Below are 22703 nucleotides of genomic sequence, written 5' to 3'. Positions count from 1 at the left end.
CGTCACCGTCAGCTGGTTGGCGCTGGGCTGCGTGATCGTCGCGCTGCCGCCGACCACCGTGCCACCGGTCGGCAGCTGCGAGGTGCCCTGTGCCAGCGCCCGATCATTGAAGGCGAACAGGCCGCAGGCGACCAGCGCCGCAAACGCCGTGCCCGAAAGCAACGCGCCGCGCGCGCGGTAAATCGCGGGGACTGACGCCCGGGCGATAGCCGGCGTTGCGGCACGGCGCGCACGCTGCCGCCGTGACCGGGCGATCACCAGTCGCTCTGACATGACCTTCGCTCCTCGCGGATGGACGGGGCTTCCTCTCCCCCCGTTCCATCGGCATACACTCCCCGACCCCGCGACCGCCTAGAACCGGGTGGTCGCGCGGAAATAGGCACCCCAAGGTTTCAGGCGAGGCGCCGCCGCGCCATCGACATCGAGATCAAGCCGGCGAACGGCCTCGGCCTCAACAGTCAGCGTGTCGCCCACATTGGTCCGCACGCCGAAGCCGAACGATCTTGCGACAATTGTCGGGGTCTCGAAACTCGCCAGGTTCCAAGCCTTGCCATAGTCATAGAACGCGTAGAGCTGCAGCGGAAGGCCGCGCACGCGCCCCGAGACGCTGGTGGGCGAGGAAGTCGGCTGGACGTCGCTGTAGGGTACGGCGAAGGAGAGTTGCAGCTCGATCGACGCGGCGATCGCCCGATCGCCGGTGACCTGACCGGCATAATAGCCGCGGCCCAGCCGCTCGCCGCCGAGGAAGAACTTCTCGCTGGGCGGCAGGATGTCGTTGGTGTACTGGGCGGCCCCGGACACGAAGACGTTGAGCGTGAAATCCTCGTCGCTGTACAGGCCCTGCAGTCGCGACAGCTCGCCATTGACCTTGAAATAGTTGGGATCGGAACCCTGGCGCGGCAGCAGCTGGTCGCCCGCCTTGCTGGCGCCCAGCACATCGATCCCCTTGCTGAGCCGGACGTTGCCGTAGGTCACGCCGTTGAACGGGTCGCGGTAGCTGGCGTCGAGGCTGGCGCGCACCGAGCGCAGGTCGATCTCGCTCAGCCGGATACCGCCCGAGACGTCGACGATGGAGCGGTAGTAGTCGAAGCTGCCGTGCACCGCGACGTTCATGCGACGCGAACGGACGATCGGATGGTAGACCTGCAGGCCGGCGATGGTGACCTGGCCGAAATAGCCGGTCTGGCTGATCGGATCGCCCGGCCGGATGCGCCCATACCCTCCGTAGAGTCGGAAGCGGAAGCCTTCCGAGCCGATATGGCCGCCATAGGCGGCCTGGACGAAGTTGTTCTCGCTGTTGAAGGTCGTGAAGTAGCTGAGCTCGATTCGATCGCCGATCGAGGTGAACGAGTTGAAGCCGGCGGCGAGCAGGTTCTGTTGCACGCCGGTGAAGTCTGGGCCTCGGTTGTCGGTCTGGTTGAACAGGTCCCACCATTCGCGGGTCAATTGCCCGATCAGCTCCGACGATCCCGGCTCGCGACCCGGCCGCATCACCGCCTTGACGCTGATGCCCGGCAGATCCTCGGTCAGCAGCAGGTAGCGCTCGAGGTCGCTGATGTTGATCGGCTTCTTGCCGACGAGGTTCTCGAGATACTCCTTGGCCTTCTCCGCCACCGGGCCGACATCACCCTCGACGGCGACGCTCGAGATGTAACCCTCGGTCACCACCAGGCGCACCCGGCCATCGGCAACGCGCTGCGGTGGCACGGTCACCGTGGCCAGGAAGTAGCCGTCGTCGCGGTACTTGAGCTGAATCGCCTCGGCGAGCTTGAAGATCTCGCTGGCGGTAATCTGGCGGCCGACCAGCGGGCGCACCAGCGCATCGAGCTCGCCGCGCGAATAGATCGTGTTGCCTTCGACCTGGATGTCGATGGGCGTGAACGTGACGCTCTCGGCGCCCGGCGGCGCCCCGGGGGCGGCTGGGCCAGCCGGTGCGGGGATCGTGCCGGGCTCCGGCGGACGCGGTAGCGGGGCAAGCGGCGGCGGTGCCTGCAGGACCGGCGGCGGCGCCTGCGCGAGCGCCGGTGAGATCCCCGAATCGGCGAGCGCAAAAGTCGTCGCGAGTACCACCGTTAGGGCGAGCGCGCGTAGACAGCCCACGAACGGGCAATTCGGCAACGACGCACGCTGCGACATCACTCCCCCGGAAAACTGACCCGTGGCTCACTTGACAGTATCGCCTATTCGCAGCCGGATTGCCACAGGCATTGCGACACTCTTTGCCCGTGATTCCAACGGCTTGCAGCCGCCCAAAGTGGCCTAGTTGACCGTGTCTATGGCAACGAACGAGACGATCGCATCACTGTGGCGCGCCAAGGCCCCGGACAATGCTGTCAGATAGCTTGCGGTCGCCTCTTCCTCCGGCCGGGGTGTGTTGTAGAGCGGTCGGCCGGTGAAGACGGCGATGAGAACCATCTTGCCCGGGGGCGGGTCGAGCGGAAAGCCGCCGCCGGCCTCGCTCTCGCCGAAGGGAAGCGCCTCCCCCGGCTTGATCGGCATCCTCGACCAGAAGCCGGGCGACGCGACGGTACCGTCGGAATTAATGATCACGACGTTGAGGAAGCCGCCCCGGCTGGGTGGCGCCATGACCCGGAACGACAACCGGTCGACGCCGATCTTGTAGGCTTGGTCTGGCTTGCTGGGGATCAGACGGAACGACGGATTGGTCGCCGCGCCGGCGACGCGGTTCAGCTCGCACATCGGCCACGGCTGGACCGAAACCCGCGACTGAACAAGCGGGCTGCCAGGCAACTGGCGCAGGCCGTTGAGCAATGCCGTTCGGTCGCTTTCGCTGCCGACGTAACCATCGACGCGCAGGGAGCCGTCCGGATCGACCCGGCCGCTCAGCCCGGCACAGGAGTACTTCGTGAACTCCGCATCCATCAAAGTGCGCAAGCGCGCCGAGTCGAGGGCCGCCGTGGCGACGGTCGATTTCGGCTCGGTGGCCGGGGGTTTGGGATCCGTGACGGGCGGCTTTACGTCGGCGACCGGCGGCTTCGGATCGGTCGCTGGCGGCTTCACGTCGGTTACCGGTGGCCTGGGATCCGTGGCCGGCGGCTTCACGTCGGTTACCGGCGGCCTGGGATCCGTCGTCGGCGGCTTCACGTCGGTAACCGGCGGCTTCGGATCGATCGTCGGCGGCTTCACGTCGGTAACCGGCGGCCTGGGATCCGTCGCCGGCGGCTTCACGTCGGTTACCGGCGGCTTGGGATCCATGGCCGGCGGCTTCGGATCCGTGGCAGCGATCCTGGGGTCGGTGGCCGGTGGATCGCCTGCCGTCTTGGGGTCGCCCGTCTTGGGGTCGCCCGTCTTGGGATCGCCCGTAATGGGGTCATCCGCCTTGCCGCCGAAGAGCTCGGCGAGGAAGGGGACCTTGTCGCGGAAGACGAACGCGCCGGCGCCGGCCGCTACCACCAGCACCAGCGCCGACGCGACGGCGATGATCGCTCCCTTGCCGCCGCCGCCCGAAGTCCTGGCCTGGTTCACGGCCGGGCGGCGCGCGCCGGTCGGCGAGACCAGCTCCGCCATCGAAGCCGGCCGCTGTGCCGGATCCGGCTGCAGCATCCGGCTCAGACCGGCCCGCAGATCCGCCGGCACCTTGGTCAGATCCGGCACTTTCAGGCGCGCCTGCACCGCGGTGCCCGGCGAGTTGCCCATGTCGAGCGGCCCGCCCAGGGCCGCGGCGGCCAGCACAAGGCCGAGGCTGTAGATGTCGGCGCGCGGCCCCACGTCGCCGCCGTGCATGCCGAGCTGCTCGGGCGCGGCGAAGGCGTACTTGCCGGCGAAGTCGGTGCCGATGATGGTGGCCTTCGAGCCCTCGGTCTGCTTGGCGATGCCGAAATCGATCAGCTTGGCATCGTCGATGCGACCGCCCGGCAGGATGACATTGTCGGGCGAGAGGTCGCGATGCACCACGCCCTGGGCATGGGCGGCGGCGAGCCCACCGGCGAGGCGGTCGCGCAGACGCGCGAGGTCGGCCGCCGGCACCGCGCCGTTGTGCATCAGCTTCGAAAGCGAGGGGCCGTCGACATACTCCATCGCGAGGTACAGGGAGCCGGTGCCGTCGTCGAACACGCCCTCGTAGGACACGATCGCGGGATGGCGCAGGTTGCGCAGCGCCTGCGCCTCGCGCTTGAACAGCTCGGCGACCTTGGGATCGCCGGCCAGCTCGGGCCGGATGGTCTTGATGGCGATGGCGTCGCCGGTGATGCGGTGGCGCGCGCGATAGACCTCGCCCATGCCGCCGCGCGCCACCAGCTCCTCGATCTCGAAGGTGCTGCTGAGCACGGTGCCCGGCGCCAGCGGCCCGCCGGCGGCCGGGCCGCCGAACAGGTCGGAGCCGGTGGTCTGGCGAGGCCGCAACGATGTCGGCGACGCCGCCGGCGGCGCCGCGCGCACGACGGTCGCGGCGGAGGATGCGCCGAACGGATCGTTGTCTTCGTTGTCGTCAGCCATCATGACTCTCCGGGAGTCGCGGCGCCGTTGCCCTGACCCGCTGGGCCGTCGCACTGCACGACCACTATCGTGACGTTGTCCAGCCCGCCGGCGTCGAGCGCCATCTGCATCAGGATCTGCGGGCTGCGCGAGGGATCCTCTTCGGTCAGGACAGCGGCGATCTGCGGTTCCGGAACCATCTTGGTCAAGCCGTCGGTGCAGATCAGGAAGCGGTCCCCCGCCTGCAGCCGGCCGGCGACACGATCGAGATCGACCTCGGCCGAGATGCCGAGCGCGCGCGTGATCACGTTGGCGCGCGGATAGCGCTCGGCCTCGTCGGCTGTCAAGGCGCCGGCGTCGAGCAGTTCCTGGACTTCGCTGTGGTCGTGCGTGATCTGCTCCATCCTGCCATCGCGCAGCAGGTAGCCGCGGCTGTCGCCGGCCCAGATGCAGGTGTAGTGCCAGCCATGGGCGAGCAGCAGCACCACCGTGGTGGCGATCATGCCGCCGCCGCGTTGCGAGGCGCGATCGAGCATGCGCGTGTTGGCCTCGTACAGCCGGTCGATCGCCTCGACGAGGAAATCTGGCGCGCGCTCGGCCACGCGCATCTCGTTGAGTACGTCGACCACCTGGGCGCTGGCCCAGTCGCCGGCCGAGGCGCCACCGACGCCGTCGGCGATCATCCAGATGCCGGCCGCGTCGCGCGTCAGCATCGAATCCTCGTTGTGGCTGCGCACGTTGCCCTGATGCGTCGCGCCGAACCCGCGCAGCCGGGGACGCGCGGCGGCGGCGGCCGCGAACGGATTGACCGTCGTCGGCTCGGGATCACCCGAATCCGCCAACCGGGCCATCTGATCCTCCGTCATCGCGGAGCCTCCCTCGACGGGCTCAAGGTATCGCGATCGGCCCCCGCCGTCGCGTCCTCGTCACCGAACAGATTGTCCATGGCCGGATGCTGCACGCCGCCGAACAGATCGTCCTCGGACGCCGCCGGCCCGCCCTTCACCGTCGGCCGGCTCGCCGGATTGAGAGTAGCGTCGCCGTCGTCGAAAGCGCCGCCCGTGGGCAGGGCCGGGTCGGCCGTTGGTTCGCCGAAGGCCGCTTCATCGAACAGCGTGTTGCCGGAATTCGGCGGCACGATGTCCGATTCGGGGCCGGCAGGACCCGCCGGCATCGCCTCCGGCACGGCGTTGTTGTCGCCGGCGTCGAAGGCGCCGCCACCGGGCGGCGTGGCATCGGCTGCCGACGCGGCAAAGGCCGCTTCATCGAACAACGTGTCGCCCTGGGCCGGCGGCAGATCGGCGCCCAGGGTCTGGAACTCGTCGACCGGGATGATCTGCGCGGCGACCGGCGCCTGCGGCAGCGCGTTGGCGATCACGCCTTCGCTGTCGCCATCCTCGATCAGCGAGGCGAAGCGCGAGGGCGACGGCAGGCCGGGAAACAGGATGGACGCCGGCGCAACGTGCTCGGCGCCGCGCGTGATGAAGAGTGCACGTCCGCCGCGCAGAGCGCCCGCGCTCGCGAGCAGGCCGGCGAATCCCATCGGATCGAGCGCACTGCCGACCGAGCGCGCGACGTCGGACGACCCGCGGATCTGTGGCGTGGGCGCCGGCAGCGCCGAGACCGCATTGGCGAAGCCGTCGAAGCCAGTTGCGTCGTCGAGCGCGGAGATCGCAGCATTCTCCAGAGCGTCGCTCCATTCGCCGATCAGCAGCGACACTGGAACCTCGCTGCCCGCGACCGACGCAGCCAGGGTGAGCGGAAAGTAGCGCCCTGCCGAGTCGACGCTGGGCATCATGACGCCGGCCCACGCCGTCGGCCCGCACAGGCCGCCGCCCAGCGCGAAGCGCCACACCGGCGCGCAGAGCCACGCATCGGTCCAGTGATGGCCAAGCGCCGCGCGGCTGCGTGCGATGCACTCGGTAAGCCACTCGTCCCAGGCATCGACGAAGGCGTTGGGCAGGTCGCGGCGCACGAAGTCGCCGCGGCCGGGCATCTTGCCGAAGAATCCCACTCGCCCGGCCTCCGCCGAGCGCAGGTCGCCGCCGGAGGCGGTACCTAGAGCGGGACACATTGGAAGTTGTTCAGCGCCGCGCGCGCGGAGAGCGGGTTCTTCAAGCTCTTCCACTGGATCTCCAGGCGCGCGCCGTTGGGCAGGAACGCCTCCCAGCGGTCGTCAGAGCGCCGCGCCAGCGTGGCGGCGTCAAACAGCTTGAGGAAAGCCCAGGCTCCGGTGAACTCGTTGAGCGGCCCCTTGTCGCCCAGCACTTTGGCGCCGCCCGCACCGCGTGGCCACTGCATCGCCGACGGTGACATGTTGGCGGGGTCGAGCTGCATGACCTGCCCATCGATCTCGATGCCGGTGCCCTTCATCTCGACCTGCAACGGCGCTATCGAGAACGCAACACCAGGTATCGGGCCTCCTGAGAAGAATGCCTCCTTGATGTCAGCGGCCTTCTCGAGCATTGCCAGTGCCGCAGGCGAGATCTGGAACGGCCCATTGGCCTTCCAAGGCTTCTTGGAAGTGTCGATGTAGTTCTTGAGGTTGCCCTGGAAGAAGCTGTCGATCAGCTGAGTCGGCCCGAACAGCCTGCCAAAATCACCCAACGGGATCTCACTTCCAGCGCCTCGCACGACAGGGTACCGCCCTTTCGTGGTTTGCTCGCAGAAGGTCTGGACTTCCGCTCTCCAGGCTTGCTGCAACTCTTCCCAGGCCGCGCGCTGACCGGTGATGGTGACACTCTCGGTCAACCCCTTCATTGCCCGATTGACCGGGAGTGGCAGCCTCACCAGGTAGGTCGACAACGTGGTCGCCACTTGCGCGAGGTTGAGGCCGGCGGTTCCAGCGGCGCCGCCACCAGTCGTCGAGCCGCCTACCGGCACCGCATCGCCCGCTCTCTTGGCCAGTTGTTCGAGTTGCTTGAGGAAGGCGACAAGGGGAGTCGACGGGGCGTTTTCGGCGCCGGTCCAGCGATGCAGCGTAGCAAAACCCCTCTCGATGGTCAGAGCCGGGTCGCGTCCGTCGCCGGCTGCCCGGGACAGCTCCCGCATGGTGTTGTGCTCCTGTTGGATGAGCTTCTCCAATGCGGCGCCGACCACCGTAAGCGCGCCCTTCGGCACGGGAAGTGCCGTGAGTCGCGTCTGAATTGAAACGCCCTGATAAATCATGCGCAGCGGCGAACTCTCGTCGGAGAGGATGCCCAGGATTTCCGCTGCTTGGCGGACGTCCGTTAGCTGCGTGAACGTGACGTCGTCCAGCAGGTCATTCCACAGATTGATGTACTTGCTGGTATAGAGGCGGATCAGGTCCGCTTTCGGCCGGCCGGTCCTAGCCTGCGCTTCGGCCTCGGGGCCAAGCACCCAGGCATCGCGGTTCCCCTCCAAGAGAATGCCAGGGATCGCCGGCAAGAACGTCTCGTAATAGCCGCTTCGTGTGTAGAGGCCGGGAATCCCGTCGCTCAGCGGCCGACCGGAGCGCCGCAAGACGACGCGCCGGGCAATCTCCAACTGCGGGCCCACATTGTCGATCAGCTTCCACGACGGCAAATCCTTCACCGCCTGCCCTTCCTCGAAGGCACTCAAGGCCCGTTCAGCGAACGACAACGTACCAACACGCTCACGCGCCTCGCTGATCAGGTTGCGATCGAGCGTCACCGAGGCCCACGGCTCCTCGGACAACGCCTTGAGGTGTCCCGAGAGCTCGCGGCGTTCGAACTCCGACAGGCCGGCCGCACCGTAGTCGTCGTCGAGCCAACGATCGAGAAACTTGAGCTCGAAGCGCTTCGCGTCGCCCAGCATGAGGTACGCCTTGAGTGCGCCGAAGGCATAGTCCGGATCGCCGATGCGCAGCGCCAGCTGACGCTGCGTCCGCATCAGCAGCCGCGGCAACAGCAGATTGTGCAGCGCGCGGCGATAGAGGGCGTTGGTGTGCAGCGACACCTGGTCCTGCACGCTCAGCCCCAAACCCATCGACTCGCTCTTGCCGGCCTTGGTGACCTCGTAACCCGTCGGCAGACGGCGCAACTCGTCGAGCAGCGGCAGGATCGGGCGTGGATCGCCCTCGCCCAACGGGACGCGCTCGGCGGCGCGGACCTGCGGTTCGAGACGGTCGACAGCGGCGTTGACGCGGCTGATCAGGCTGGTGTTGTCAAAATAGCTCGCGACCCACAGACCGATCGCCGCCACGAGCACGACACTCATGGCCACGAACGAGCCGAGGCGGATGAGCTTCAGGCGCCGCTCGACCTTCGGGTCGGTGCCGACCAGGCCGGCCTCGTTGAAGATCACGTCGTCGAACAGGCGGCGGAGGAAGAAGCCGCGTCCCTTGCCGACCTGCGGCGGCGGCGGCGGCTGGGCGACGCCGAACTTCTGCGAGATCACGCCCATCAGGCGGTCGATCGGGCTGCCGGTCTGCGTCGCCGAGGTGAAATAGACGCCGCGCAGCGACAAGCGCTTGGCGAAGCGCGAATCGTTGAACATCTCCTTGAGCAGCTCGTCGACCGGCTGACCGAGCGAGGCGAGCTGCGGCGGGAAGCCGAATATCAGGGTGCGGCGCGCCAGATCCCTCTCGTCCTGCAGACGGTCGAGCACGCGGGTGCGCTGGCGCTCGATCATGCGATCGAACATGGCCGCGAACTGCGTTTGCGGCAGATCGCCGCCATCGGCGGCGGCCAGCGGGAAGGTCAGCCCGAGCACCTGCTCGCGACCGTCATTGTCGAGGTCGTCGTAGAACTCGGTGAAGCCCGCGATCATGTCAAGCTTGGTCAGCACGACGTAGACCGGCAGCGACAGGCCGAAGGTCTCCTGCAGCTCGAGCAGGCGCGTGCGCACGGCGCGGCCATGCGCAATGCGCTGGTCGCGCGAGGATTCGAGCAGCTCGCGCACGCCGAACACCACCAGCACGCCGTTGAGCGGCTGCCGCTCGCGCGTCTGCTTGAGCATCCCGAGGAAGTGCTTCCAGCCGGCCTGATCGACCGCCGAGTCGCTGTCCTGCGTGGTGTAGCGGCCGGCGGTGTCGAGGATCACCGCGCGCTCGGTGAACCACCAGTCGCAGTTGCGCGTGCCGCCGACGCCCTGCAGCGCCTGCGCACCGTGCCGCTCGGCCAGCGGGAAGCGCAGGCCGGAGTTCAGAAGCGCCGTCGTCTTGCCGGCGCCGGGCGGGCCGATGATGGTGTACCAGGGCAGCTCGTAGAGCGTCATGCCGCCCTTGGCCGCCTGCATCTTGTTCATGTCGGCGATCGCCGCCTTCAGCCGCTCCTGGAGCTGCTGCTGCTGCGCGTCGATCGCCTCGGCGGTCGGATCCTTGGGATCGCTGCCGGCGATGTTGGCGGCGAGCTTCTTCTCCTTGCCGCGCCGGCGCAGCGAACCGACCAGCAGGATGATGCCGATGACCAGCCAGATCACGCCGATGACGATCAGGCGGACCCACCACTCGTCGAGCAGGCCGAAGCCCACGATCGGACCGGCGAACCACACCAGCGCCGAGAGGATCAACCCGCCCAGGGGCCACAGGAACCACCGGCTCAGGAGCACCCGCGAAATCATCGTCTCAACTCCCGTACCTTGGCGATCGGAGGCTTCCCAAGCCCTATTCCGGTCGCACGAGGATGACTTCGACGCGCCGGTTGCGCGCCTTGCCTTCGGCCGTCTTGTTGCTGCCGACCGGCTCGGAATCAGCCTTGCCGATCGCCGTCAGCCGCGAAGCGTCGCCCATCGCCGCCACCAGGATCTTTGCGGCGCTGTCGGCGCGCGCCTTCGACAGCTGGAGATTATTCCTGAACTGCGCCGTGAAGATCGGATCGGAATCGGTATGCCCGACGACGCGCACCGAGCTGCCTGGATTTTCCTGCATCTCGGTCTTCAGCTCGACGCCGATGCGCCGAAGCAGCTCGTCCAGCTCCGGCCGCAGCGTCGCCGAGGCCGGCGCGAACATCTCGGCGAAGTTGATGGTGATGCGAATCTCGCGGCCGACCTCGTCGACGAACACCTTCTTCGCCGCGATCTCCTTCTCGAGGAAGACGCGGAACTTGTCGACGGCGCTGGGCTTCTGCTGCGGCGGCGGAGGCGGAGGCGGCGGCTGGCGCGCGCTGATCGGCAGGTTGATGGTTTGCAGCGGCATCAGGCCGGCGGCCTTGGCCTCGGCCGGCTCGGCGCGCAGCGAGACCATGAACAGCAGGCCCATGAAGACCATGAAGCCGACCAGCGCCGCGGCGGAGGCCACCAGCCAGACCGGAATCAGGCGCTTTTGGCCGCGCGCCGGCGCATTGGCGCCCTTCCACTCCGGCGACAGCTCGCGATCCAGCGGCCCCAGGACGCCGCGCAGGGTCTGCCAGACCTTCTCGCGCACCGTGGCGTGCTCCGAGTGGCCGCGCTGGCGCACGCGGTAGCGGCCCTCGAAGCCCAGCGACAGGCATTCGTAATACAACAGCAGGATGTTGCGATTGGGCGCCGGGGCTTCCATCAGCTTGGCAAGGTACGCATAGAAGCGTTCGCCGCCTTCGGTGTCCTTGTGGAACTCGTTGACCATGGTTCGGTTGCGCCAGTCGCTGTGCGCGCCCCATGGCGTGTTCATCACCACGTCGTCCACCGCCGCCGACAGCCCGTAGTGCGCCGCACGCAGCTGCTCGGCGGGCACCCCGGCTTCGCGACCGGCCTTGGCGAAGGTGTGCAACTCGCGATAGACGCGCTCGCGCACCTGCGCGACGTTGACGTTGCCGGCCGTGTTGCGCAGACGCGCGACCAGGCCGAGCAGCGGCACGGCGGCCGCGGCCAGGGCCGAGCCCATGCCGCGCATCAGATCGTTCATGTCGATCGGCGCGGCACCGCTGCCTCGCGCCATGGTCTGCGCGAGGTTCGGCGCAGCCTGCTGCGGCTGCTGCGGAGGCATCGGGGCGGCCGGCGCGGCCGGCGCCCTGGGTCGCGGCGTCACGCCCGCGATCACCGTGCGTTCACCCGCCGCCGGATCGGCGAACGGATCGTCATTGTTACCCGCCGGGGTCATCCCACCCTCCGTCGACGCGGCCTAGCCCTGGGTCTTGATGGCCCAGAGCTCCATCTGGAGCTTGGGCCACTGGTCGCCGACATGGACCGCGATACCACCCGAACTCGCCAGGCCGCGGAAATACTCGCTGGACCGGTCGAGCTCAAAATACACCGTGTTGGCGTTGAACGGCAGCTGCGGCGGCGCCACCGGCAGCGGCGCCACCTTGATACCGGGCAACGCCACGTTGACCAGCTGCGCGATCTGCTCGACCGGGCCGATCTTGACGCTGGCCGGGAACATCCGGCGCATGTTGTCGGGCGACACCTCGGCCTTGGCGGTCAGCACGAAGGCGGCATTGCGCAGCAGGGTCTTGTCCTGGATGACGCCGACATGGACGTTGTAGCGCCGCTCCTGCAACGGGATCTGCACCGCGCCGGTGTCGATCATCGCCGACAGGAATTGGCGCAGGGCCGCGATCACCGGATCGTAGACCTTCTGCAGATCGTCGTGGCGATAGGCCGGGAACTCCGGCGGCCGGCGCCGTGGCGAGGTCAGGGTCGAGAACTCGCCGGCCATGCCGACCAGGAAGGCGAACCAGTCCTGCGGATGCGGCGTCGGCGTCTGGGCGACGTGGGCGCAGATCGGCGCGTAGCGGTTGGCAATCTGCAGCAGCAGCAGATTGGCCATCTCGGCCGCGCCGCGCGCGCCGGGCTGGTTCAGGCGCGCCGCCAGCGTCTCGGCGCGATTATGCAGCAGGCCCTGCAGCTCGATGGCGAAGGCCGAGAGCGGCTGGACGGCGCCAATCGACAGGCAGGGCGGGATGTACTGGTCATCGATCACCACCTGCCGCGAGTCGCCGCGCACCTCGATGATGCGCGCCACGGGGATTGAGGAAAAGCCGCCCAGATCGCCGAAGCCCTCGATGGCGAAGCGCAGCCGGGGCTTGCCGACGGTGACCGGCGTGGCGATCTCGCTGCCGACATTGGCATCCTGCGCCTCGTAGTCGACCGCGGCGTAGCGTGCGGCGACGTCGTCGCGATCGCGCAGCACGGTGTCGGGCGTGCCGGCGCGCGCCAGCGGCAGCACCAGGCAGACGCGCTGGTTGCGGACCGTCTCCGGCACGTCGATCGGCGGCGGCGGCTCGACATCCTCGGGCATCGCGAACGGTGTGCCGTCCTCCTGGACGCCAGCCGCCGAGCTGATGCCGAACTTGCCGATCGACAGCGCCGCGCGGTCGATCTGGTACGAACTGAATCCCCAGCCGAACGCGCGCACCGGCTGCACGCGCTGATGCAGGATGCGCTCGACGTAGCGCGTCTGCTGCTGGAAATGCTGGGGGCGGAGGAACATGCCCTCCCCCCAGACGACGCGGTTATTCGTCCCCATGCGGCGGCCTCACCCGATCACCAGCCATTCGACAAACGATCCCGCCTTCTACCGCCGGATAAATCGCTTCTGAATTGTGCGCGATACGGGCCTGCAAGAACAAGGGAAAAGGTGAGCGCACGCTCTGCAGCCGCCCCCTACCGCGCAGTTTGGGCGTCCATCACCGCGCGGATCTGGTCCGGCTGCAGGGTGCGGCCGGCCGGCACGCAGTGATACGCCCGAATCACCCATTCCAGCCCGTCGCCCCGTGGTCGGCCGGGCTTGACGAAGCCCACGCAACTGCGGCCGTCGAGCGCGGTAAACGTCGCATAGTATCCGCCGGCGTGGCCGACCAGCCCCGACCAGCCACGCGAGTTGTTGCGCGTGAAGTTGCTGATCTCGACGATGAAATTCTCCTCGTCATCCGGATTGAGCGCCTCATGCGCCGACTCGGCGTCGGCGGCCTCGATCAGCAGGATGTAAGTCGATGTGCCGCCGGAATGCAGGCCGGCGGCCGACCGCTGAAATCGTCCACGCCCATCGTGACCTTCGTAGGGCGACGTGGCGTTGCAGGACATGCCGGCGACCGTAACCAGCCGCGTCCGGGGACAGGGGACGTCCTTCCAGTCAAGATGGCGGGTCGCCGCCATGCGCGCCTGGCGGCGTCGCGCCGCGTCGCTCGCGGCCGCCTTTCGCGCCGCCTCGGCCCGGGCCGCTTCCGCCCGCGCAGCCTCTTCCAGCCGCTGCCGCTCCTCTGCCTCGGCCGCGGCGCGCCGCTGCTCCTCGGTGCGCAACGCGACGAGCCGCGCCTTGGCCTCTTCTGCACGGAATCCCTTGGGGAACTTCTCGAGGAAGCCCGCCACGTCGGCGCTGCGCGTCGATTGCCTGACGGCGTTCCATGCCTCCGCCTCGGCCGTCGACTCGGTTGGGCCCCGCAGCACGAACAGCCAGACCAGCGCCGCCGCCACGACCAGCGCCAGGCCACCGGCGGCGATCAGGATCACCGGCATGGCGCCGCGCCGGCCGCCCTCGGCCTTGGCCTGGCGCGAGGTCAGGCCGGCGGTCGACGAGACCGGCGCCCGGGCGACGTCGCGGGCCGCCGCACCGGTGACGATGCGGAACGCCTCGACGGTCCGCAGGATGTTCTTGAAGACCGAGTCGCCTACCGGCGCAAAACCCAGATCGGGAAGCTTGGCGCGTGCCTGCGAGGCGACCTCGCCCGACACCATGACGCCGCCGGGATCGCCCGCCGCCTGCAGGCGGGCGGCGATATTGACGCCCTCGCCGATCAGGTCGCCATTGTCCTGCACGATCACGTCGTCGAGATGCACGCCGATCCTGAAGCGCAGGTGCCGGTCCGGCGGCACCTTGGCGTTCATGTCGGCGACGCCGGCCTGGATCTCGACGGCGCAGCGCACCGCCTCGACCGGGCTGGAGAACTCCGCCAGGATGCTGTCGCCGGCGGTGTTGGCGATGCGGCCGCCGCGATTGCGGATGGCGTTGTCGGTATAGGCGCGATGCGCGCGCAGCAGGCGCAGGGTGCCTTCCTCGTCGGCCCCCATCATCGCCGAATAGCTCACCACGTCGATCGACACGATCGCGGCGAGCCTGCGCTTGACTGGCGATGTCGACATGGCCCCCCGTGATGGCCCTTGTGCTCGGCTGAGCCGGTGTGTGAGCTGGCGGCCATTGTAGTCGCCGGCCACGCGCGCTCACAAGGTGCCCGCGCCTTCAGCTCCCGGGGACGGTTCCCGGCGGCAGCGCCGCGCAGTGGTCGTAGACCTCGCCCGGCCGCGCGAACCAGACGCGCTCGCGCCGCGGATGCTGGGCGATGTGCCTCAGTGCCTCGCGCAGGCAGCGCAGGCGATAGGGATGACCGAAGATCATGGTGTGCAGCTCGATGGCGCAGACCAGCGGCTGCTTCTCCGACAGCCGCAGCATCTCCTCGAACTGGCCGATGATGAAGTCGCGGAACTGCTCGGGCGTGTGGTGGCGTACCAGGATCTGCGGGCTGTCGTTGATCTCCAGCGAGTACGGCACCAGCATGATGCGACCGGCGCGCGTGCGCATCCAGATCGGCTGGTCGTCGGTCGGCCATTCCATCACGTAGGTGAAGCCGGCCTCCTGCAGCAGATCCGGCGTGTGCGCGCTGGACGACATCCACGGCCCCATCCAGCCGCGCGGCCTCCTGCCGGTGCGCTCCGCGATGGCGTCGCGCACGCTCTCGATCAGGCGACGCTCGTCGTCCTCCCACATCTGGCCCTGGCGCTCGGCGTTGGTGCGGCCGTGCCCGACGAACTCGTCGCCGCGCGCCATGATCGCCGGCGCGATCTCGGGCGCGTGGTCGAACACCGTGGTGTTCATCAGGTGGCACGCCGGCAAGGAGAACTCGTCGAGCGCATCGAGCAGGCGCCACACCCCGACGCGGTTGCCGTAATCCCGCCACGCGAAAGTCCTGGGGTCGGGCTGCGGCAGCTCGTGCGACAGCGCATGGCCCAATCCGCCGGCATAGGCGAAGTGCTCGATGTTGAGCGCGACGCAGACCGCCAGCCGCTTGCCGCCGGGCCAGTCGTAGGCCGGCCGCTTGACGATCGCCGAGTAGTCGTAGCGTCCGTGATACGGCAGCTTGAGCATCGCTCCCCTCCTTCGCGAATGGCAGCGATGTTAGGACCTCGGTCGACAAAAGACGACAGCGCGCCGGCTTCTTCCGTTAAGGTCGGCGCGGCAAACGCGGGGAGGAGACATGCGCGGACGTCAGGTGTTCATGGAGAGCCTGCTGGCGCACGGCGCCGACACGATCTTCGGCAACCCCGGCACGACCGAGAGTCCGCTGATCGACTCGCTGCTCGACTACAGGCAGATGCGCTACATCGTGGCGCTGCACGAGGGCGTCGCCACCGGCGCGGCGAGCTTCTACGCCCAGGCCACCGGCAAGACGGCGATCGTCAACCTGCACGTCGCGCCCGGCCTGGGCAACGCCATCGGCGCTATCTACGGCGGGCTCAAGGCCAATTCGCCGATGATCGTCACGGCGGGCGCACAGGACACGCGCATGCGGCTGCGCGATCCGCTGCTCGGGCACGACCTGCCGTCGATCGCCGCACCGGTGACCAAGTGGAGCGTGCAGGTCGAGCGGGCCGACGAGATGGCGCCGATCCTGCGCCGCGCCTTCAAGATCGCCAACGACCCGCCGGCCGGGCCGGTCTTCGTCGCCCTGCCGATCAACGTGATGGAGCAGCAGACCGAGGTCGGCGTGCAGGGTCCCGGCGCACTGTTTCGTGCCGCCCCGCCCGATCCCGCTGCGGTGCAAGCCGTGGCGAAGCTGCTGGTCTCGAAGCGCAACCCGGTGATCGTCGCCGGCGACGATGTCGGCCGCGCCGGCGCAGTACCCGAAATGGTGGCACTCGCCGAGGCGCTGGGCGCCGCCGTCTGGGTCGAGGGCCTGCGCCACCAGACCAATTTCCCCAACCGCCATCCGAGCGCGCGGGGGGCGGTGCCGTTCGACGCCGCGGCGATGCGCAAGTCCTTCGACGGCGTCGACGCCGTGCTGATGGTCGGTGGCCCGTTCTTCGAGGAGGTGTGGTATGCGCCCGGCCTGCCCTTCCCGGCGGGCTGCGCGGTGGCCCAGGTCGAGGCCTCGCACCAGCGGCTGGCCTACAACTATGCCGCCGACGCCGGCGTCGTCGGCGACGTGCGCGCCAGCCTGGTGGCGATCCGGGCCGCGATCGAGTCGGTGGCGACCGATGAGTACAAGAGCGCCGCGCAGCGCCGCAACGCCGCGTTCGCCGCGCTGAAGGAGTCGGAGACCGCGGCGCAGGCCGAGCGCGCGCGCAAGAGCTGGGACCGCACCCCGATCTCGATGGCGCGGGCCATGGCCGGCATCCGCGACGGCCTGCCGCCCAACACCATCGTCGTCGACGAGTCGATCACCGCCAACGTCGACCTCGCGCGCACCTTCGACTTCAGCGTGCCGGGCGACTACTACAGCGGCCGCGGCGGCGGCATCGGCCAGGGCCTGGCCGGCGCGCTGGGCACGCAGGTGGCGCATCCCGACCGGCCGGTGGTCTGCATCTCCGGCGACGGCTCCTCGATGTACAGCATCCAGGCGCTGTGGACGGCAGCGCATCACGACCTGCCGATCGTCTTCGTCATCCTGGCCAACCGCGAGTACCGCGTGCTGAAGCACAACCTCGACACCTATCGCCAGCGTTTCGACGCGCTGTCGAACCAGGGCTACCCGCATATGGATCTCGGCGGCCCGCAACTGGGCTTCCTCGACATGGCGCGCGGTATGGGCGTCGCCGGCACGCTGGTGAGCAGCGGCGCAGACGTCGCCGGCGCGGTGCGCGCCGCCTTCGCGACGAAGAAGCCGCATCTCGTCGAGGTGGCGATCGAGGGCAAGCGATGAACATGCGTCGCTTCACGATTTCCCTGCCTGACGGCGAGATGGCGGCCATCCGCTTCGGCACCGACGGTCCGCCCGACCTGGTGTTCCTGCACGCCACCGGATTCAACGCGCTGACCTATCGCGAGCTGCTCGCGCCGCTGGGCGGCCGCTTTCGCGTCGTCGCGCTCGATCAACGTGGCCACGGCCTGTCGCGCCTGCCGGCGGTGCCTGGGCAGATGCCTGGCTGGGAGCTCTACGGCCGCGACATGCTCGCCGTATTCGACGCGCTGGGCGACGGCCCGCCGCTTGTTCTCGCGGGCCATTCGATGGGTGGCGCGGTGGCGATGATGGCGGCGGAGCAGCGGCCCGGGCGCGTGGCCTCGCTCGTCCTGCTCGATCCCGTCATGCCCACGGCGGAATGGGTGGCGAAGCTCTACGAGCCGACGGACCTCGACTCGCGCATCGACGGCCTGCCGATCGCCCGCGGCGCGCGACGCCGCCGCGCCTGGTTCGCGGACAAGAGGGAGGCGATCGAGGCCTATCGCGACCGCGGCGCCTTCGCGACCTGGGTCGGGCGCTTCCTCGACGACTACGTCGAGGACGGCTTCACGCCGATGCCCGACGGCGACGGGGTGACGCTCGCCTGCGAGCCGATCTGGGAGGCGACGACATTCGCCAGCTCGCGGCAGAATGGCGCCGACCTGCTGGCGCGCGTGAAGGTGCCGGTGACGATCCTGATCGGCGAGAACGGCAGCGTGTCGAGATCGGCCCTCGACGCGGGCTCGCGCACGACGGCGCGGCGCACGATCGATATCGTGCCGGGCACCACGCACTTCCTGCCGATGGAACGACCAGACATCGTGCGCCAGCGACTGATCGCCGCGCTCGAAGCCCGCAGCCGGGTCGGGGCCGGAATGGTGGGCGCACCAGGGCTCGAACCTGGGACCCGCTGATTAAGAGTCAGCTGCTCTACCAACTGAGCTATGCGCCCATTCCGGAGGCGCTGTCGGGCCTGACCGCCCGAAGCGGCGCGCGATATAGCAAGGGCCTCCGGCTTGCGCAAGCTTCAGGAGTTGCGGGGAATCGCCACGTCGCGGTGGATGCTGACGCCCAGCAGCAGGCCGCAGGCGAAGAGCACGGTGAGCATGGCGGTGCCGCCGTAGGAGACCAGCGGCAACGGCACGCCGACCACCGGGATCAGGCCCATGACCATGGCGATGTTGATGAAGACATAGAGGAAGATGTTGATCGTCACGCCCATCGCCAACATGCGACCGAAATGGTTTCGACTGGAGCGGGCGATGGCGAAGCCGTAGGCCAGCAGCAGCGCGAACAACGCCAGCACCAGGGCGCCGCCCAGCAGGCCGGTCTCCTCGGTCCACATGGTGAAGATGAAGTCGGTGTGCTTCTCGGGCAGGAAGTTCAGCGTCGATTGCGTGCCCTGGCCGAAGCCCTTGCCGAACAGCCCGCCCGAGCCGATGGCGATCTTGGACTGGGTGATATGGTAGCCGGCGCCCAGCGGGTCACGGTCGGGATCGAGGAAGGTCAGCACGCGACCCCGCTGATAGTCGCGCATCAAGCTCCAGGCGACTGGCAGCGAGGCGACGCAGAGCAGGCCGGCGAGCATGAACTTCCACAGCCTCACGCCGGCCACGAACATGATGGCCGAGCCGGCGAGCAGCAGCACCATGGCGGTGCCGAGATCGGGCTGCACCATCACCAGCGCCACCGGCACCAGCATCGCCAGCAGCGGCGGGACGACATAGACGATGCGCTCGACCTGCTCGCGCGAGAGGTGGTGATAGTAGCGCGCCAGCGCCATCACCAGCGCGATCTTCATCAGCTCCGAGGGCTGGATCTGGATGACCTTGAAATCGAGCCAGCGCTGCGCGCCCATCGCGCCCTTGCCGATCAAGTCGACGGCCACCAGCATCAGCACCGAGACGATGTAGAATGGGTAGGCCAGCCGCATCCAGAACCGGACGTCGACCAGCGCCAGCAGCAGCGCCAGCAGCAGCGCGACGCCGAAGCGGATCGCGTGCTTGGCCGCCCACGGCTCGGGCTTCATCCCGCCGGCCGAGTACAGCGCCAGCGTGCCGACACCGGCGATCAGGATCAGCAGCAGCACAAGGCCCCAGCGGATGCGCCAGATCTTGTCGCCCAGCGTGAGCTCGGGCGTGGCGGCGGCGGCCAGCGTCATTTGCGTTCCGCCACGCTGGTGTCCGGCACGCCATGCACGGCGGCGCCCTTGAAGCGACCGGGTTTGCGCGAGGGGTCGAGCTTCTGGGTCTGCAGCAGGATGTCCTTGGTGATCGGCGCGGCGGTGGTCGATCCACCCATGCCGTGCTCGACGATCACGGCACAGGCATAGCGCGGATTGTCGATCGGCGCGTAGGCGACGAACAGCGCGTGGTGGCGCAGGTGCCAGGGCAGCTCGGTCTGGCTCATCCTGCGGCCGCGTTCCGACTCGGTGATGCGCTTGACCTGCGAGGTGCCGGTCTTGCCGGCCATCGCCATGTCCCTCTGGGTGATGCGCGAGGACCAGGCCGTGCCGTGCTCGCCATTGACTGCCATCACCATGCCCTGGCGCACGGCGGCAAGGTTGGCCGGCTTCAGGCGCAGGCTGGGCGCGTCCGGCACGGTCTGCACCGGCGGAGCGGTGAGTTGATCGCGCGCACGGGCGACCGAGGCCACCAGCCGCGGCTTGACCTCGTAGCCGCCATTGGCGATGCGCGCGGTCATCACCGCCATCTGCAGCGGCGTCGCCAGCATGTCGCCCTGGCCGATGCCGAGATTGTAGGTGTCGCCGACGTTCCAGGCTTTGCTCTGGGTGTCCTGCTTCCAGGCGCGCGTCGGCTGCAGCGCCGCGGACTCCTCCGGCAGGCCGGCGCCCGTCGGTCGGCCGAAACCCAGCCTGAAAGCCATGTCGGCGATGCGCTCGACGCCGGCACGCTTGGCCACCTCGTAGAAATAGCTGTCGCAGGACTGCGCCAGCGCGCCGTGCAGGTTGAGCCAGCCATGCCCGGCGGGATGAATCCAGCAGTACTTCTTCTGGTCCTTGCCTGGCAGGTCGATCGATCCGGTGCACGGCAGCGGGGTCCAGACATCGATCACGCCGGCCTCAAGCGCCGCAAGCGCCGTCACCATCTTGTATGTCGAGCCGGGAGGGTAGGCGCCCGACACCGCCTTGTTGAACAGCGGCTTCATCGGGTGGCTGAGCAGCTCGTTCCACTCGGTCTGGGTGATGCCGCGGGCGAAGACATTGCTGTCGAAGCCCGGTACCGAAACCATGGCCAGGATGTCGCCGCTGATCACGTCCATGACCACGGCGGAGGCGCTCTCGTTCTTGAGCCGCTCGGCGACGAAGCGCTGCAGCTCAAGGTCGATGGTCAGCAGCAGGTTGCCGCCGGGCTCGCCGTCGGACCGGTCGAGCTCGCGCACCACGCGGCCCACGGCGTTGACCTCCATCTGCACCGCGCCGGCCTTGCCGCGAAGCCTGTCGTCGTAGCGCTTCTCGATGCCCTTCTTGCCGATGCGCATGCCGGGCAGCTGCAGCAGCGGATCGTCGTCCTCACCGAGGTCCCTGCGATCGACGCGGCCGATATAGCCCACGATGTGGCTCATCAGCTCGGCATGGAAATAGTCGCGCGTCTGGCCCAGCTCGATGGCGACGCCGGGCAGCTCGGGACCGTTGAACTCGATCTGCGCCACCTGCTCCCAGCTCAGATTCTCCTTCACCGTGATCGGCGTGAAGCGTCGGAACTGGCCGAGCAGACGCTTGCGCTCGACCTCGCCCAGGCCGAGGATCTTGTCGAGCCGCTCCATCGCCTCCTCGGCCTGGCGCAGCTTCTCCGCCGTCATGACGACGCGGTAGTTGTTGCGGTTGGCCGCCAGCGGCTCGCCGGTGCGGTCGAAGATCAGGCCGCGCGAGGGCGCCTGCAGGCGCATGCCGATGCGATTGTCGTCGGCCAGCACCTTGTACTTGCCACCCTCGACCATGGTCAGCCAGTACTGCCGCGCGCCCAGCCCGCCCAGCAGCGCCGCCTGGCCGACGCCCAGCAGCAGGGCGCGGCGGCCGAAGCGGACGTGACGGTCGGTGTCGCGATCGCGCCTCACGACGCAGCCTCCACCAGCCGGCTGCGGCCCAGCAGCCAGCCGAGGATGGGATAGAGGAACAGCGAGACGACGTATTGCAGCAGTGCCGGCCAGGGGTCGACGAGGCTGGCCAGCAGCAGCGAGGTCAGCAGCCAGGCCACGGCCACCGCGGCACCGATCACCACGGCGTAGAGCAGCCAGATGAAGGCAAAGGAGACCTCCAGCAGGTATTTGCGGCTGGCCGAGACCACGCGCCAGACCAGCACGAATTGCAGCGCCGAGATGCCGAGCGGCGCGCCGGGGCCGTATTGCAGCAGGTCGAACAGCAGGCCGAACAGCAGCAGCGCCACCGCCGGTATGGCGTCGGGCCGGTGCAGGCTGAAATGGAACACGGCCATCAACGGCAGGAGCGTGGCCACCGAGGGCAGGAACGGCAGTCGCAGCGGGATCAGGCTGGCCAGCATCAGCACCAGGATCACGAAGGCCGGCGCCAGCGCATAGGCGGCACGGTCGAGGCGGTGCAGGAACTCCATCAGCGGCCCCGCACCGGATGCAGCGGCGGCGGCGGCGGCGGCGGATTGGTCACCAGCCCGGTGACGCCGTAGTCGACCACGCGCACCAGCTCGAGCCGCGACAGGTCGCCCACCGGCCGGATGCGGATGCCGTCCTCGCCCACCGATGTCACCACGCCGACCGGCAGGCCGACCGGGAAGCTGCCGCCATGGCCCGAGGTGATGATGCGGTCGCCCTGCTGGATGCCGCCGACGGATTGCATGAAGTTGAGCTTCAGCCGGCTGGAGTTGTCGCCGGCCAGGATGGCGCGCTCGCGCGTGCGCTCGATCATGACCGGCAGGCGGAAGCTGATATCGGTGACCAGCAGCACGCGGGCGGAGTGTTCGCCCGCATCGGTGATCCGACCGATCATGCCCTCGGCGGTGATCACGGCCTGGCCCGGCGCCACGCCTACTCGCCGGCCGACATTGAGCAGCATGCTGCGCATGAAGGCGCTGCCCGAATCGCCCACCACCCGCGCGGTGATGAAGCGGGCCGGCGGGCCTTCCTGGAAGTTCGCCAGGCCGCGCAGCTCGGCGTTCTCGGCATCGAGCCGGCGCGCCACACCCTGCCAGGCCAGCAGCCGTGCGTTCTCCTCGCGCAGCCGGGCGTTCTCGGCGCGCAGGTTGGCGACGTCCTCGAGCCGGGCGACGAAATCGTTGACCGCCGCCACCGGCTGGGCGACAGCGTCGAGCAGCGGCGTCACCAGGTCGGCGACGGCGGAGCGCACGCGCTCGACCAGCACGGTGTCGGCCTTGCCGATCAGCATGGTGCCCACGGCGGCGAGCACGAGCAGGCCCAGCGAGAACCGCTGCACGACAGCGCGCAACGACACCGCCGTCTGGGTGAAGGTCTCGCCCAAGGCCATCGTGCCGATCAATCCCCCCG

At 68.8% G+C, this 22703-nt stretch carries 16 protein-coding genes and 1 tRNA gene; 2 read left to right on the top strand and 15 right to left on the bottom strand.

The genetic code is table 11. The features are described from left to right. The 10 genes from KF889_06020 to KF889_05975 all read right to left on the bottom strand — a co-directional run. A partial coding sequence (locus KF889_06020; GenBank protein ID MBX3498982.1) for a hypothetical protein occupies positions 1-273 on the bottom strand: 273 nt, incomplete at its 3' end. 78 nt (positions 274-351) lie between these two features. Continuing rightward, the gene (locus tag KF889_06015) at positions 352-2136 is read right to left on the bottom strand and encodes a ShlB/FhaC/HecB family hemolysin secretion/activation protein (protein ID MBX3498981.1); all 1785 of its coding nucleotides are present in this window, start codon (positions 2134-2136) and stop codon (positions 352-354) included. A 123-nt stretch (positions 2137-2259) separates the two neighbouring features. Continuing rightward, the gene (locus tag KF889_06010) at positions 2260-4455 is read right to left on the bottom strand and encodes a protein kinase (protein MBX3498980.1); all 2196 of its coding nucleotides are present in this window, start codon (positions 4453-4455) and stop codon (positions 2260-2262) included. Then, the gene (locus KF889_06005) at positions 4455-5285 is read right to left on the bottom strand and encodes a serine/threonine-protein phosphatase (protein MBX3498979.1); all 831 of its coding nucleotides are present in this window, start codon (positions 5283-5285) and stop codon (positions 4455-4457) included. The genes KF889_06010 and KF889_06005 overlap by 1 nt, the downstream gene beginning before the upstream one ends. A gap of 11 nt (positions 5286-5296) precedes the next feature. Then, positions 5297-6448: a type VI secretion system-associated protein TagF gene (tagF, locus tag KF889_06000; protein ID MBX3498978.1), complete on the bottom strand. Its 1152-nt coding sequence runs from the start codon at positions 6446-6448 to the stop codon at positions 5297-5299. Between the two features lie 44 nt (positions 6449-6492). Further along, positions 6493-9978 (bottom strand): type VI secretion system membrane subunit TssM, encoded by a 3486-nt coding sequence (tssM, locus tag KF889_05995; GenBank protein ID MBX3498977.1) that lies wholly within the window; start codon positions 9976-9978, stop codon positions 6493-6495. Between the two features lie 43 nt (positions 9979-10021). Further along, on the bottom strand, positions 10022-11434 hold the full coding sequence (gene icmH / locus KF889_05990) for a type IVB secretion system protein IcmH/DotU (GenBank protein MBX3498976.1): 1413 nt from the start codon (positions 11432-11434) through the stop codon (positions 10022-10024). A gap of 21 nt (positions 11435-11455) precedes the next feature. Beyond that, positions 11456-12802 (bottom strand): type VI secretion system baseplate subunit TssK, encoded by a 1347-nt coding sequence (gene tssK / locus KF889_05985; GenBank protein ID MBX3498975.1) that lies wholly within the window; start codon positions 12800-12802, stop codon positions 11456-11458. A gap of 137 nt (positions 12803-12939) precedes the next feature. Next, positions 12940-14415: an adenylate/guanylate cyclase domain-containing protein gene (locus KF889_05980; protein MBX3498974.1), complete on the bottom strand. Its 1476-nt coding sequence runs from the start codon at positions 14413-14415 to the stop codon at positions 12940-12942. A 97-nt stretch (positions 14416-14512) separates the two neighbouring features. Then, the gene (locus KF889_05975; GenBank protein ID MBX3498973.1) at positions 14513-15415 is read right to left on the bottom strand and encodes a polysaccharide deacetylase family protein; all 903 of its coding nucleotides are present in this window, start codon (positions 15413-15415) and stop codon (positions 14513-14515) included. 109 nt (positions 15416-15524) lie between these two features. Between KF889_05975 and KF889_05970 the strand changes: the two genes are divergently transcribed. Both KF889_05970 and KF889_05965 read left to right on the top strand, forming a co-directional pair. Then, positions 15525-17189, top strand: coding sequence for a thiamine pyrophosphate-binding protein (locus KF889_05970; GenBank protein ID MBX3498972.1), 1665 nt, complete (start codon positions 15525-15527; stop codon positions 17187-17189). Then, positions 17186-18121 (top strand): alpha/beta hydrolase, encoded by a 936-nt coding sequence (locus KF889_05965; protein ID MBX3498971.1) that lies wholly within the window; start codon positions 17186-17188, stop codon positions 18119-18121. The genes KF889_05970 and KF889_05965 overlap by 4 nt, the downstream gene beginning before the upstream one ends. Here the strand turns inward: KF889_05965 and KF889_05960 are convergent. From KF889_05960 to mreC, 5 genes are all read right to left on the bottom strand, one after another. Next, positions 18084-18159 (bottom strand) — tRNA-Lys (locus tag KF889_05960). The genes KF889_05965 and KF889_05960 overlap by 38 nt on opposite strands. A gap of 75 nt (positions 18160-18234) precedes the next feature. Continuing rightward, complete coding sequence (gene rodA / locus KF889_05955) at positions 18235-19368, bottom strand: rod shape-determining protein RodA (GenBank protein MBX3498970.1); 1134 nt, start codon at positions 19366-19368, stop codon at positions 18235-18237. Further along, entirely contained in the window at positions 19365-21284 is a 1920-nt protein-coding gene (gene mrdA / locus KF889_05950) for a penicillin-binding protein 2 (protein ID MBX3498969.1), read from the bottom strand. Before mrdA ends, rodA begins: the two co-directional genes overlap by 4 nt. Further along, positions 21281-21796 (bottom strand): hypothetical protein, encoded by a 516-nt coding sequence (locus KF889_05945; protein ID MBX3498968.1) that lies wholly within the window; start codon positions 21794-21796, stop codon positions 21281-21283. The genes mrdA and KF889_05945 overlap by 4 nt, the downstream gene beginning before the upstream one ends. Further along, positions 21796-22683, bottom strand: a complete 888-nt coding sequence (mreC, locus tag KF889_05940; GenBank protein ID MBX3498967.1) for a rod shape-determining protein MreC — start codon at positions 22681-22683, stop codon at positions 21796-21798. Before mreC ends, KF889_05945 begins: the two co-directional genes overlap by 1 nt. Positions 22684-22703: the final 20 nt, after the last annotated feature.

It is taken from the genome of Alphaproteobacteria bacterium, assembly GCA_019635875.1.
GTDB lineage: Bacteria > Pseudomonadota > Alphaproteobacteria > Reyranellales > Reyranellaceae > JAFAZJ01.
Note: the sequence above shows the minus strand (reverse complement) of the source record. Positions and strands in the feature narration are given on the sequence as shown.

Bases quoted from the DNA above. Each gene is read 5' to 3' on its own strand.
- KF889_05980 (MBX3498974.1), bottom strand. From the start codon at position 14,415: ATGTCGACATCGCCAGTCAAGCGCAGGCTCGCCGCGATCGTGTCGATC.
- tssM (MBX3498977.1), bottom strand. From the start codon at position 9,978: ATGATTTCGCGGGTGCTCCTGAGCCGGTGGTTCCTGTGGCCCCTGGGC.
- mreC (MBX3498967.1), bottom strand. From the start codon at position 22,683: ATGGCCTTGGGCGAGACCTTCACCCAGACGGCGGTGTCGTTGCGCGCT.
- icmH (MBX3498976.1), bottom strand. From the start codon at position 11,434: ATGACCCCGGCGGGTAACAATGACGATCCGTTCGCCGATCCGGCGGCG.
- KF889_06015 (MBX3498981.1), bottom strand. From the start codon at position 2,136: ATGTCGCAGCGTGCGTCGTTGCCGAATTGCCCGTTCGTGGGCTGTCTA.
- KF889_06005 (MBX3498979.1), bottom strand. From the start codon at position 5,285: ATGGCCCGGTTGGCGGATTCGGGTGATCCCGAGCCGACGACGGTCAAT.
- KF889_05965 (MBX3498971.1), top strand. From the start codon at position 17,186: ATGAACATGCGTCGCTTCACGATTTCCCTGCCTGACGGCGAGATGGCG.
- tssK (MBX3498975.1), bottom strand. From the start codon at position 12,802: ATGGGGACGAATAACCGCGTCGTCTGGGGGGAGGGCATGTTCCTCCGC.
- KF889_05970 (MBX3498972.1), top strand. From the start codon at position 15,525: ATGCGCGGACGTCAGGTGTTCATGGAGAGCCTGCTGGCGCACGGCGCC.
- KF889_05975 (MBX3498973.1), bottom strand. From the start codon at position 15,415: ATGCTCAAGCTGCCGTATCACGGACGCTACGACTACTCGGCGATCGTC.
- rodA (MBX3498970.1), bottom strand. From the start codon at position 19,368: ATGACGCTGGCCGCCGCCGCCACGCCCGAGCTCACGCTGGGCGACAAG.
- KF889_06010 (MBX3498980.1), bottom strand. From the start codon at position 4,455: ATGGCTGACGACAACGAAGACAACGATCCGTTCGGCGCATCCTCCGCC.
- KF889_05945 (MBX3498968.1), bottom strand. From the start codon at position 21,796: ATGGAGTTCCTGCACCGCCTCGACCGTGCCGCCTATGCGCTGGCGCCG.